Annotated in this window: 12 protein-coding genes; 9 read left to right on the top strand and 3 right to left on the bottom strand. The window is 66.6% G+C overall.

What is annotated here, in order from left to right; translation table 11 throughout:
* The first annotated feature begins 1 nt into the window (after nt 1).
* From K410_RS0129225 to K410_RS0129210, 4 genes are all read left to right on the top strand, one after another.
* On the top strand, nt 2-877 hold the full coding sequence (locus K410_RS0129225) for an ABC transporter permease (RefSeq protein ID WP_028138167.1): 876 nt from the start codon (nt 2-4) through the stop codon (nt 875-877).
* Nucleotides 878-916: 39 nt separating this feature from the next.
* Nucleotides 917-2,245 (top strand): NAD(P)/FAD-dependent oxidoreductase, encoded by a 1,329-nt coding sequence (locus tag K410_RS0129220; RefSeq protein WP_028138166.1) that lies wholly within the window; start codon nt 917-919, stop codon nt 2,243-2,245.
* Between the two features lie 7 nt (nt 2,246-2,252).
* Nucleotides 2,253-3,179 (top strand): 2-hydroxyacid dehydrogenase, encoded by a 927-nt coding sequence (locus K410_RS0129215; protein ID WP_028138165.1) that lies wholly within the window; start codon nt 2,253-2,255, stop codon nt 3,177-3,179.
* Nucleotides 3,180-3,374: 195 nt separating this feature from the next.
* On the top strand, nt 3,375-5,237 hold the full coding sequence (locus K410_RS0129210; protein ID WP_028138164.1) for an ABC transporter ATP-binding protein: 1,863 nt from the start codon (nt 3,375-3,377) through the stop codon (nt 5,235-5,237).
* Nucleotides 5,238-5,243: 6 nt separating this feature from the next.
* Here K410_RS0129210 and K410_RS0129205 read toward each other — a convergent pair whose 3' ends face one another.
* Nucleotides 5,244-6,467: a polyhydroxyalkanoate depolymerase gene (locus K410_RS0129205; RefSeq protein WP_028138163.1), complete on the bottom strand. Its 1,224-nt coding sequence runs from the start codon at nt 6,465-6,467 to the stop codon at nt 5,244-5,246.
* A gap of 158 nt (nt 6,468-6,625) precedes the next feature.
* On the opposite strand from K410_RS0129205, the gene K410_RS0129200 reads away from it, so the two are divergent.
* A complete protein-coding gene (locus K410_RS0129200) occupies nt 6,626-7,282 on the top strand; it encodes a glutathione S-transferase family protein (RefSeq protein ID WP_028138162.1) in 657 nt (218 codons plus the stop codon).
* Nucleotides 7,283-7,562: 280 nt separating this feature from the next.
* Here K410_RS0129200 and K410_RS0129195 read toward each other — a convergent pair whose 3' ends face one another.
* Complete coding sequence (locus K410_RS0129195; protein ID WP_028138161.1) at nt 7,563-7,787, bottom strand: hypothetical protein; 225 nt, start codon at nt 7,785-7,787, stop codon at nt 7,563-7,565.
* A 184-nt stretch (nt 7,788-7,971) separates the two neighbouring features.
* Between K410_RS0129195 and K410_RS0129190 the strand changes: the two genes are divergently transcribed.
* Entirely contained in the window at nt 7,972-8,325 is a 354-nt protein-coding gene (locus tag K410_RS0129190) for a coiled-coil domain-containing protein (protein ID WP_028138160.1), read from the top strand.
* An 8-nt stretch (nt 8,326-8,333) separates the two neighbouring features.
* Here K410_RS0129190 and K410_RS0129185 read toward each other — a convergent pair whose 3' ends face one another.
* Nucleotides 8,334-9,437, bottom strand: a complete 1,104-nt coding sequence (locus K410_RS0129185) for a mandelate racemase/muconate lactonizing enzyme family protein (protein WP_028138159.1) — start codon at nt 9,435-9,437, stop codon at nt 8,334-8,336.
* Nucleotides 9,438-9,611: 174 nt separating this feature from the next.
* On the opposite strand from K410_RS0129185, the gene K410_RS0129180 reads away from it, so the two are divergent.
* The 3 genes from K410_RS0129180 (at nt 9,612) to K410_RS0129170 (ending at nt 12,243) form a co-directional block, all read left to right on the top strand.
* Nucleotides 9,612-10,469 carry an AraC family transcriptional regulator gene (locus tag K410_RS0129180; RefSeq protein ID WP_028138158.1) on the top strand — a complete coding sequence of 286 codons (858 nt, stop codon included), beginning with the start codon at nt 9,612-9,614 and terminating at the stop codon, nt 10,467-10,469.
* Nucleotides 10,470-10,605: 136 nt separating this feature from the next.
* On the top strand, nt 10,606-11,532 hold the full coding sequence (locus tag K410_RS0129175) for an SMP-30/gluconolactonase/LRE family protein (protein ID WP_028138157.1): 927 nt from the start codon (nt 10,606-10,608) through the stop codon (nt 11,530-11,532).
* Nucleotides 11,533-11,649: 117 nt separating this feature from the next.
* Nucleotides 11,650-12,243, top strand: a complete 594-nt coding sequence (locus tag K410_RS0129170) for a GNAT family N-acetyltransferase (RefSeq protein ID WP_028138156.1) — start codon at nt 11,650-11,652, stop codon at nt 12,241-12,243.
* The last annotated feature ends 6 nt before the right edge of the window (nt 12,244-12,249 follow it).

The following is a 12,249-nucleotide window of genomic DNA, read 5'->3' as shown; positions in this document are numbered from 1 at the left end:
GATGGCGACCGCAGCGCTCTCCACCGTCCAGCTCGCGCCCGGCCAGGCCGCGTGGCGGCGCTTCCGCCGGCACCGGCTCGCGCTTGCCGGCGCCGTGGTCATCCTGGTCCTCGTGCTCGGCTCGGCGTTCGGCCCGTATCTGCTGCCGTTCGACGACACCTATATCGACATCATGAAGCGGTTCGCGCCGCCGCTCTCGGGTGCGCATATCCTCGGCACCGACGAGCTCGGCCGCGACGTGCTGGCGCGGCTGATGATGGGCGGCCGCGTCTCGCTTTCGATCGGCATCGTCGCGATGGTGATCGCGATGGCGGTCGGCATCGCCGTCGGCGCCTTCGCCGGCTTCTATGGCGGCGCGGTTGGTGCGGTCCTGATGCGGCTGGTCGATGCCGTCCTGTGCTTTCCGACCATCTTCCTCCTGCTGGCGCTGGCCGCGCTCACCGAGCCCGGCCTCGTCACCACCACCGTGCTGATTGCGGCGACGGCCTGGATGGCCGTCGCCCGCGTGGTCGAGGCCCAGGTGCGGTCGCTGCGCGAGCGCGAGTTTGCGGTCGCCGCGCTCGCCTTCGGCTCGTCGAACCTGCGCATCATGTTCCGCGAACTCGTGCCCAACGCGATCGCGCCGATCGTGGTGGCCGCGACGCTGAACGTTGCAAAAGCGATCCTGCTGGAATCCTATGTCAGTTACCTGGGCTACGGCATCCAGCCGCCGGCGGCGAGCTGGGGCAACATGCTCAACAATGCGCAGATCTATCTCACCAGCGCGCCGTGGCTCGCGATTGCGCCGGGCGTTGCCATCACGCTGGCGGTGACCAGCTTCAACTTCCTCGGCGATGGGCTGCGCGATGCGCTCGATCCGCGCATGAACATCCCATGACGAACCAGATCTCGATCGAACCGATTCCAGGAGTGCCCGATGTCCCCGCCGCTCAACCGTATCAACAGCGATGAACGCCTGCCGGCGCAGGTGGATGTCGTCGTCATCGGCGGCGGCGTCATCGGCGTCTCCGCGGCCTATCATCTGGCGAAGAAGGGGCATTCGGTTGCTCTCGTCGAAAAGGGCCATGTCGGTGGCGAGCAGTCGAGCCGCAACTGGGGTTGGTGCCGGCAGCAGGGCCGGGCGCGCGAGGAGATTCCGCTGGCGCGCGAGGCGCTGCGGCTCTGGGAGGACATGCAGAACGACGCCGGCGTCGATGCCGGCTTCCGCCGCACCGGCGTGCTGTTCCTGACCAAGAGCAAGGACGAGCTCGCAAGCTGGGAGCGGTGGGCCGCGGTCGCGCGCGAGATGCAGGTCCACTCCACCGTCCTGACGCCGGCCGAGGTTGCCGAGCGCATGCCGGGCAATACCGACGCATGGGTCGGCGGCCTGCACACGCCGAGCGACGGCCGCGCCGAACCGTCGATGGCGGTGCCGGCGCTGGCCACTGCCGCGCGCAAGCACGGCGTCACCATCCATCAGGGCTGCGCGGCGCGTGGGCTGGAGACGACCGGCGGGCGCGTCAGCGCCGTCGTGACCGAGAAGGGCACCATCCGCACCCAGGCCGTGCTGCTGTCGGGCGGCGCCTGGTCGTCGCTGTTCTGCCGCCGCCACGGCATCGAGCTGCCGATCGGTCTCGTCAACGCCACCGCGTGCAGGACCACGCCGGGGCCGGAGATCACCTCGGGAGCGCTCGGCACGGATTTCTATTGCATTCGTCGCCGCCTCGACGGCGGCTTCACGCTGGCGCTGCGCAACCGCGGCACGGTCGAGCTGTCGCCCGACCTGTTCCGCTACGCGCGCACGTTCTGGCCGACCTATTTGCATCGCAAGAACGGGCTCAAGCTCTCGTTCGGCAAGTCCTTCTTCGAGCAGATCGTGCGCGGCACCAGCTGGAGCTTCGACAAGCCGTCACCATTCGAGACCGAGCGCGTGCGCGATCCCGCGCCCGACATGTCGCTGGTCAATGCCGCGCTGGCCTCGTTGATCAAGGCCAATCCGGAGTTGAAGGACATCGAGATCGCGGAAGCCTGGGGCGGCACCATCGATTGCACGCCGGATACCATCCCCGTGATCTCGCCGGTCGATGCGTTGCCCGGCTTCTTCCTCGCCACCGGCTTCTCCGGCCACGGCTTTGGCATCGGCCCTGCGGCCGGCAAGCTCGCCGCCGACATCGTCACCGGTGCGACGCCGCTGGTCGATCCCGCCGCCTACAGCCACAAGCGCATGATCGACGGCCGGCGCCTGGCGCCGGTCAGTCCGTTCTGAGCGCGGCATGACGGTTCTCTACAAGGCCAACATGGAGCGCGGCGCCGAATGGGCGCGCTTCTTCGCGGAGCGCGCGCCCGACGTGCCGTTCCGGCTCTGGCCCGATATCGGCGACCCCGGCGCGGTGCGTTATCTCGTGGCTTGGGTGCCGCCGGACGATATCGCGACGACCTTTCCGAACCTGGAGCTCATCTTCTCGGTCGGTGCCGGCGTCGACCAGTTCGATGCCACGAATATTCCGGCTCATATTCCGCTGGTCCGCATGCTGGAGCCCGGCATCGCCGAGACCATGGTCGAATACGTCACCATGGCCGTGCTCGCGCTGCATCGCGATCTCCTGGATTTCATCAACCAGCAGAAGCAGCAGGTCTGGCGCGAGATCCGGATCACGCCGGCGAAGCGGCGGCGTGTCGGCGTGATGGGACTGGGCCAGCTCGGCCAGGCCGTGCTCGAACGTCTCAAGGCGTTCGGCTTTGCGCTATCGGGATGGAACCGTTCGCCGCGTGAGATCGAAGGTGTCACCTGTTACGCGGGCGTGGATACATTGCCGGAGTTTCTGGCGCAGGCCGACATTCTCATCTGCCTGTTGCCTCTGACCGACGAGACGCGCGGCATCCTGAACGCAGACCTGTTCGCGCGCATGCCGCGCGGGGCGGGGCTCGTCAATGTCGGCCGTGGCCCGCATCTCGTCGAGGCTGATTTTCTCGCGGCGCTCGACAGCGGCGCCTTGTCGGCTGCGGTGCTCGACGTCACCGATCCCGAGCCGCTGCCTTCGGGCCATCCGTTCTGGAGCCACCCGCGCATTCTGCTGACGCCGCACAATGCCAGTATGACGATGCCCGACACCGCCGTCGATTTCGTGCTCGACGTCATCGCGCGCCACCGCCGCGGCGAAGAGCTGCCAGGGCTGGTCGATCGTAATCGTGGCTATTGAGGTGATGATGGGAACTCCGGTGCAGCCGCAGGCTCCTCTTGCCTCTCCCGCTCGCGGGAGAGGTCGGCGCGAAGCGCCGGGAGAGGGTTCTCTCCTCTGGGGGAGCCTTCGTCGTCGAGACACCCTCTCCCCAACCCTCCCCCGCAAGCGGGGAAGGGAGCGCACCTTCTTCGCGGCAGAGCTTGAGGTCTGCCTATGACCAGCGCCGCGACCAAGCCCGAGCAGCTCGTTGCCGAAGCTCCCGTGCTGTCGGTCGCCGGCCTCACCACCTCCTTCATGCTCGATCGACGATGGATACCCGTCGTTCGCAACGTCTCGTTCGACGTCGCAGCCTCCGAGACCGTGGCGATCGTCGGCGAGTCCGGCTCGGGCAAGAGCGTCACCGCGCTGTCGATCATGCGGCTCATCCCGCAGGAGATCGGCCGCATCGAGGGGCGCGTCACGCTGGCCGGACGCGAGCTGCTGACGCTGCCGCAAGCGCGCATGAAGGATATCCGCGGCAATGACGTCGCCATGATCTTCCAGGAGCCGATGACGAGCCTCAATCCGGTGCTCACCATCGGCTTCCAGATCGCGGAGGCGCTGATCCAGCATCGCGGCCTGTCGCGTGTGGCGGCGGAAGCCGAGACCGTGCGCCTGCTCGATCGCGTCCGCATTCCCGCGGCGAGGTCGCGTTTCCACGAGCATCCGCATCGCTTCTCCGGCGGCATGCGCCAGCGCGTGATGATCGCGATGGCGCTGGCCTGCAGGCCAAAGCTCCTGATCGCGGACGAGCCGACCACCGCGCTCGACGTCACCATCCAGGCCCAGATCCTCGAGCTCCTGAAGCAGCTCCAGCAGGAGGAGGGGATGTCGATCCTCTTCATCACCCACGACATGGGCGTGGTCGCAGAGATCGCCGACCGTACCGTGGTGATGTATGGCGGCCAGGCGGTGGAGACGGATACGACCGCGCGCATCTTCGAAACGCCCTCGCATCCCTACACCCGCGCGCTGCTCGCCGCGGTGCCGCGGCTCGGCTCGATGGACGGCCGCGCGCGCCCGATGCGCTTTCCGATCGTCGACAAGGTGACGGGGGCTTCGGACGAGCCGGCGGAGACGCCCGACACCGTCTCGACGGCGGAGCGGCCGCTGCTCGAAGTCGCCGGCCTCACCACGCGTTTTCCGATCCGTTCCGGATTGTTCGGCAAGGTCTCCGGCCGCGTCCATGCGGTCGAGAACGTCTCGTTCACCTTGCGGGCCGGCGAGACGCTGGCGCTGGTCGGCGAATCCGGTTGCGGCAAGTCGACCACGGGACGCTCGATCCTCAAGCTGACGGAGCCGGACGGCGGCACCGTGCTGATCGACGGCCAGGACGTCCTCGCCATGAAGGGCCGTGCCTTGCGCGACGTTCGAAAGCACATGCAGATCGTCTTTCAGGATCCGTTCGCGAGCCTCAATCCGCGCATGTCGGTGGGGACGGCGATTGCGGCGCCCTTGCTGGCCAATGGCCTCGCTACCGCATCGCAGGCGCGCGACAAGGTCGCCGACCTCCTCAAGCGCGTCGGTCTTTCCGCCGACATGGCCGCGCGGTTTCCGCACGAATTCTCAGGCGGCCAGCGCCAGCGCATCTGCATCGCGCGCGCGCTCGCGCTCGGGCCGAAGCTGATCGTCGCCGATGAGGCGGTCTCCGCGCTGGACGTCTCGGTCAAGGCGCAGGTCGTCAATCTGATGCTCGACCTGCAGGCCAGCATGGGCCTTGCCTATCTCTTCATTTCCCACGACATCGCGGTGGTCGAGCGCATGAGCCACCGTGTCGCGGTGATGTATCTCGGCGAGATCGTCGAGATCGGGCCACGCGCATCCGTGTTCGGCAATCCCCAGCATCCTTACACCAAGAAGCTGATGGCCGCCGTGCCGGTGCCCGATCCCTCCCGTCGTGGCACCCGGCGTGACGTCTCGAACGACGAGATCAGAAGCCCCGTGCGCGCGCCGGACTACCAGCCCCCGGTGCGGCACTATCGCGAAGTCTCGCCCGGCCACGTCGTCCAGGCCTGGGGCGAGGAATGGTCGGGCTGAGGCGTCTCACGAATTGACGTGCACGAAATCCCGCAGCAGCGGATAGATCTCGTTGTTCCAGCGCTTGCCTGAGAACACGCCGTAATGGCCGACGCCGGCCTGCATGTGGTGGACGCGGCGATAGGCGCGCACGCCGGTGCAGAGGTCCTGGGCAGCGAGGGTCTGGCCGATCGAGCAGATGTCGTCCTTCTCGCCCTCGACCGTCATCAGCCCCATGCGGCTGACGGCCTTGGTGTTCACCGGGCGGCCGCGATGCATCAGCCTGCCCTGCGGCAGCAGGTGCTCCTGGAACACGTCGCGCACGGTCTCGATGTAGAACTCGGCCGGCAGATCCATCACGGCGAAATATTCGTCGTAGAAGGTCTTGATGGTCGCGGCCTTGTCCTTCTCGCCCTTGGCGATGTGGTTGGCGAGGTCGAGATGCTGCTTGATGTGGCGCTCGAGATTCATCGAGACGAAGGCGGTGAGCTGCACGAAGCCGGGATAGACTTTTCGCAAGGCGCCGCGGCACTGCACCGGCACGTAGTTGATCAGGTTCTGCTCGAACCATTCGATTGGCCTGCTCTTGGCGAAGTCGTTGACCCGGGTCGGCTGGATCCGCGTGTCGATCGGGCCGGCCATCAGCGTCAGCGTCGCCGGGCGCGAGGGATGGTTGTCCTCGCACATGATGGCGGCGGCCGCGAGCGCGGAGACCGAGGGCTGGCAGATCGCGACCATGTGCGGGCGCGGACCGAGCTGGCCGAGGAAATCGATCAGATGCTCGGTGTAGTCGTCGAGCCCGAAGCGGCCTTCGCTGCGCGGAATGTCGCGCGGATTGTGCCAGTCGGTGATGTAGACGTCGTGGTCCTGCAGCAGCGTCTGCACGGTGCCGCGCAACAGCGTCGCGAAATGGCCGGACATCGGCGCCACCAGCAGCATGCGCGGCTGCTCGCCGACCCCGTCTTTCTTGAAGTGCAGCAGCGAGCCGAACGGCGTTGCGTAGGCGATCTCCTCGGTGACGGCCACCTCGCGATTTCCCACCATCACGCGCTCGATGCCGTAGGCGGGGCGGTGATAGGTCAAGGTCGAGCGTGAGATCAGCTCCAGCGCGGCCGCGAGCCGGCCAATGAGCTGATCCGACATGCCCTGCGGCACCAGATTGAGAAACTTGAGCGCGGACGAGGCCCCCGCGCGCCACGGCGCCGTCAGGTCCATGTGGTTCTGAAAGGCCTGATAATTCATCGACATCATAACTGGAACGCCCACCCGTCCCGCATTGCTATGCAATAACGACGCCAAACCGGGCGGCCGGACCGCCTGCAAAATTGGCACGTCGCTTGCTGCTCACGTCACGGCAGGCACGGGCACATCCGCGAGCTGGCGGACAGGCGGGATCAGGGAAGGGCCATATGGCGAAGGCGACACTGACCATCAGCAGCAAGAATTATTCGTCCTGGTCGCTGCGCGGCTGGCTGCTGGCGAAATTCTCCGGGCTCGATTTCGAGGAGATCGTCACCGCGCCGGACGATCCGTCGGCGCGCGCGGAGATCCTGTTGCTGTCCTCGTCAATCCTGGTGCCGTGCCTGCGGCACGAGGGCGCCGTGGTCTGGGATACGCTGGCGATCGCCGAATATCTCAACGAGGTGATGCCGGCGGCCGGCCTGTTGCCCGATGACCGCATCCAGCGCGCCCATTGCCGCTCGATCTCGGGCGAAATCCATTCCGGCTTCACCACGCTGCGCGCCTCGCTGCCGGTGAATCTGAAGGGACGTTTCCCCGGCTTCAAGATCTGGTCGCGCGCGCAGGCCGATATCGACCGCGTCTCGTCGATCTGGCGCGACTGCCTGGAGCGGTCGGGCGGCCCCTTCCTGTTCGGCGCGCAGCGCACCATGGCGGATGCGATGTACGCGCCCGTGGTGACGCGCTTCGTCACCTACGACGTCAAGCTGGAGCCGCGGCTGCAGGCCTATGCCGACACCATCATGGCGATGCCCGAGATGGCCGAATGGATCGCAGCGGCGCGGGAGGAGCCCGCCGAGATCGAGGAGCTCGAGGTCGAATATTAGGCAGGCTTGGCACGGCTTGCCTGTTTCGGGGGCGGCGCCGGTCGCGGCAGCCTGAGCAGTGTATGTCCTTGCCGGGGTTAACCTTTGGCGCTGCGCGCGGCCGAGGCCGTACGCCGCGCCGCACAGATATTGTACGCACCTGCCCTCACCGCATCGACATCTAGCCGTGAACAGGTGCGTACACGGCCATTCGGCTGATTCGGGCGCGATTCGTTCGGGCCGCGTTCCGTTCGTTAAAGCGGAGCGCGGCGCCGTTGCATTTTGGAACAGATATGGGGCTTCAGGCGGCCCCGCGCTGCTTCACGCGCGGCAGGCGCCAGCCGATCACGGTGGCTTCGACCGCGATGCCGGCTTCGTGGTTCTGCCAGCGTCCCTCGACATAGCGGCAGGCGAACGGCAATTGATACGTTCCGCTGTGGTCCTCGCACAGGACTTCAAGCGCCAGGCCCGGCGGCGGTTCTCCGGCGCCGTCGAATTCCGCCAGTCGTCTATCGCGCGTTGCCATTCCGAAAATCTCCCCTAAACAAAGCCGCGGAACGAGCGCCCACTTCGTCCGCGTGCGGATCATCGTTCCCCGTCCGAGGGAACGGCGCAAGCTCAACGCGAGAATGCGGTACGAGTGTGGTAGCCTTTACCGGCTGTGCGCAAACAGCGCACATTGCCGTGATCGATCGGACGAGGAACCCTTCATGCTGCTTCGAAGCGCCGGCTTTTGTTTCGCGATATTGCTGCTCGCAACGCTGGCGCATGCGCCAGTGCACGCGCAGGACGTGCCCGGCATCGAGATCTGCACGGTCGAGAAGACCATGGAGCGGCGCACCTCCTGTCTGCAGAGCAATGTCGACTTCCTGCAGAAGACGATCACCAAGCTCAATCTCGATCATCAGCAGAAGCTCGACGCCGCCAACCGGCAGATCGACGCGCTGAAGACGAACCTCGCCGGCCTGCAGAAGACGCTTGGCGACCTCCAGGCCGCCCAGGCGAAGACGGCCGAGGACCTGAAGAAGAAACAGGACGCGCCGCCGGCCAAGGACGCGAAATAGCGCGCCGTTCACGTCACGCGGTAGCGCTCCATCACGCCAGGATCGGGCTCGTAGCCGAGCCCGTGGCCGGAGGGCACTGCGACATGGCCGGTGGCATCGGCATCGATGCGGCCGCCCCAGAGGCAGGCTTCGCGCTTGAGATGAAACATCTCCACAAGCCCGCCGTCGCGCGTCGCCAGCAGATGCAGCGTCGCCAGCAGGCCGGGGCCGAAATAGGGCGAGTGCGGCACGATCTTCACCCCGAGCCGGTCGGCGAGCGCGGCGACCTTCACAAATTCCGTGATGCCGCCGACCTTGGTCACCGACGGCTGGGCGTGGCTCACCGCGCCCGCCTCCATCATCTGGCGGAATTGATACTCGGTGCAGGCATTCTCGCCGGCGGCAATGTCGAGCCCGCCCTTGCTGCGCACTTGCGCAAGCGCGGCAAAATCCTCCGGCGGCCAGACCGGCTCCTCCAGAAACATCGGCTGCGCGTCCCGGCAGTCTTTCGCGAAGCCGATCGCCTGCGCGGCCGTGAGCGGGCAGTTCATGTCGACCATCAGCGGAATGTTCGGCCCGATCGCCTCGCGGGCGGCGAACACCGCCGGCGCCGTGGTCTCGTGCAGCTTGATCGCGCCATAGCCGAGCGCGAGCGCCTTCTTGCATTCGGCGGCGATGTCGTCGGGCGAGCCGATCCGGAGCAGGCTCGCGTAAGCCGGAATGGCCGTGCGCCTGGTCTCGCCGAGCAGGCGATGCACCGGCACGCCCTTCACCTTTGCCGCCAAATCCCACAGCGCGATGTCGAGGCCCGAGATCGCGAACATGGTGATGCCGTAGCGGCCGAACAGATGCAGGTTGCGCTGGATCTGCTCCATCGCCGCGGGGATGCCGGCGGCATCGGGCACCTTCAGCCCGCGGGCCTGCGGCGCGATCATCTCCTCCACCGCGCTGCGCGTGGTGCGCGGGCAGACATAGGCGAAGGCATCGCCCCAGCCGGTCAGCCCGGCATCGGTCGAGACCTCGACCAGCACCATATCGAGGGCGGTGATCGCGGAGGCGCCCTGGCGGAAGCTCGCGACACCCGCGTCATAGGGAATGCGGATATGGTGTGCCCGCACATCGGTGATCTCCATGACGCGGTTCCTCCTTGCTTTCTGCTGAGCGGTTCTCGGGAATGTAGCCGTGAACCGCCGGGCGTTGCCAGTGGCCATTCCCGGTCTATCCTCATGCCGGGACAGCAATGCCGATCAAGCGAAGCGGCCGATGGCCTGCGCATCATCGCCGCGCTTCAACGAGGGTGAGCCGCCATGAATCCAGCGCAGCGCGCGCTCTGGTATATCGAGAGTCATCTGGCCGAGCCGATGACGCTGGACGACATCGCTGCGGTCTCGGGCGTGTCGCGGTTCCACATCGTGCGTGCGTTTGCCGCAGCCACGGGTCTTCCGGTGATCCGTTACGTGCGCGCGCGCCGGTTGACGGAGGCCGCACGCAGCCTTGCGAACGGCGCGCCCGATATCCTGTCGCTGGCGCTGGAGGCGGATTACGGCTCGCACGAAGCATTCACCCGCGCGTTCCGCGACCAGTTCGGTGCCACGCCCGAAGCGGTGAGGGCGGCGACGTGCGTCAGCCACCTCAAGCTTCAGGAGCCGATCCTGATGGATTCCACCATGCTCGACCATCTCGCCCCGCCGCGTTTCGAAACCGCAAAGGCCTTCCTCGTCGCCGGTCCCGCCGAGCGCATCTCCTGCGATAATGGCGCCATGATCCCGGGCCTGTGGCGGCGCTTCCATCAGGAGGTCGCGGACATTCCCGCACGTGTCGGCCAAGGGAGAGATCGAGGGAGAGATCAAGTCGCTTACGGCGTCTGCTGCAATGGCGACGATGCCGGCAATTTCGACTACATCGCCGGCGTCGAGGTCGCCGATTTCTCCGACCTGCCGCGACGCTTCGCCCGCATCCGCATTCCCGGGCAGCGTTATGCGGTGTTCACCCATGCCGATCATATCGCCTCGGTCCGCCGCACCGTCAACACGATCTGGAATCAGTGGCTGCCGGCATCGGGTCTCGAGGCTGCGGATGCGCCGAATTTCGAGCGCTACGGCGAGGCCTTCGATCCCGTGACCGGCAATGGCGGCTTCGAGATCTGGGTGCCGGTGAGGGAATAGAGCTTCCGCAACGCTGGCATACCGTCCCGCTTGCTTGGCAAGCCGCGGCGACTTTGTCATAACCGCAGGCAAAGCTTGCGTGCGGAGCCGTGCCGGACATCCCGTGCAAGTCATAACAAGCCGGGAGGATCTCACGATGCCTGACGTCCGCGTTCTCGCCACCGATCTCGAATTTCCCGAAGGGCCGGTCGTGATGCCCGACGGTTCGGTGGTGCTCGTGGAGATCCGGGGACAGCGCCTGACGCGCGTCTATCCGGACGGACGCAAGGAGATCGTGGCGAAGATTCCCGGCGGTCCGAACGGCGCCGCACTCGGGCCCGACGGCAAGATCTACATCTGCAACAATGGCGGTTTCTCCTGGATCCCGACCCGCAACATGTTCATGCCGGGCCCGCAGCCGGACGACTATCTCGGCGGCTCGATCCAGCGGGTCGATTTGCAATCGGGCAAGGTCGAGACCGTCGTGACCAAATGCGGCGCGCACGATCTGCGCGGGCCGAACGATCTGGTGTTCGACAAGCAGGGCGGCCTGTGGTTCTCCGATCTCGGCAAGCGCCGCGCGCGCGAGATGGACGTCGGCGGCATGTATTATCTCAAGCCCGGCATGACCGAGCTCGTCGAGGTCGTGCACGGCATCCTGCCGGCGAACGGCATCGGGCTGTCGCCGGATGAGAATACCGTCTACATCGCGGAGACGCCGACCGGCCGTCTCTGGGCCTACGAGCTTTCCGCGCCCGGCACGCTGAAGCCGCGCGACGTGATCTATCGCGGCGAGCGGGGCAAGCCGATCTGCGGCCTCGGCGGCTACCAGATGTTCGACTCGCTCGCGGTGGAGGCCGGCGGCAATGTCTGCGTCGCCACGCTCGTCTCCGGCTGCATCTCGGTGATCGCGCCCGACGGCACGCTGGTGGAGCAGGTCCCGACCGGCGACCGCGTCACCACCAACATCGCCTTCGGCGGCCCCGAGCTGAAGACCGCCTACATCACGCTGTCAGGCAAGGGCGAGCTGGTCGCCATGGACTGGCCGCGCGGCGGATTGCCGCTCAATTTCCTAAACACGTAAACGGTGCTAGTGACCGTCATTGCGAGCGAAGCGAAGCAATCCAGGAATGCGTCCACGGTGACAGTCTGGATTGCTTCGTCGCTTCGCTCCTCGCAATGACAACGGAGAATAACATCAATGCCCTGGCCCGATCCCGTCACCCTGCGCGGACAGCACGCCCGTCTGGAGCCGCTGTCGCATCAGCATCGCGAGGGGCTGGTCGAGGCCGTCAAGGACGGCGAGCTCTCGAAGCTCTGGTACACGGCGGTCCCGACGCCCGAGGGCATGGCGAAGGAGATCGACCGCCGCCTCTCCCTGCAGACCGCGGGCTCGATGCTGCCCTTCACGGTGTTCGATGCCGCCGGCAACATCGTCGGCATGACCACCTACATGAACATCGATGCCGCCAACCGCCGCGTCGAGATCGGCTCGACCTGGTACGGCAAGAGCGCGCAGCGCGGCCCGCTCAACACGCAGTGCAAATTGCTGCTGCTGCGGCACGCCTTCGAGGCGCTGAACTGCATCGCGGTCGAGTTCCGCACGCATTTCTTCAACCACCAGAGCCGCCGCGCCATCGAGCGCCTGGGCGCCAAGCAGGATGGCATCCTGCGCAGCCACCAGATCGCGCCGAACGGCACGCTGCGCGATACCGTGGTCTACAGCATCACCGCCGCCGAATGGCCGACGGTGCAGGCGCACCTGGAATTCCAGCTCAATGACAAGCCGCGCTAGGGGCGG

The sequence above is a fragment of the Bradyrhizobium sp. 22 genome, from assembly GCF_000482425.1.
Taxonomy (GTDB): domain Bacteria; phylum Pseudomonadota; class Alphaproteobacteria; order Rhizobiales; family Xanthobacteraceae; genus Bradyrhizobium; species Bradyrhizobium japonicum_B.
This window is presented reverse-complemented; position numbering and strand designations above follow the sequence as displayed.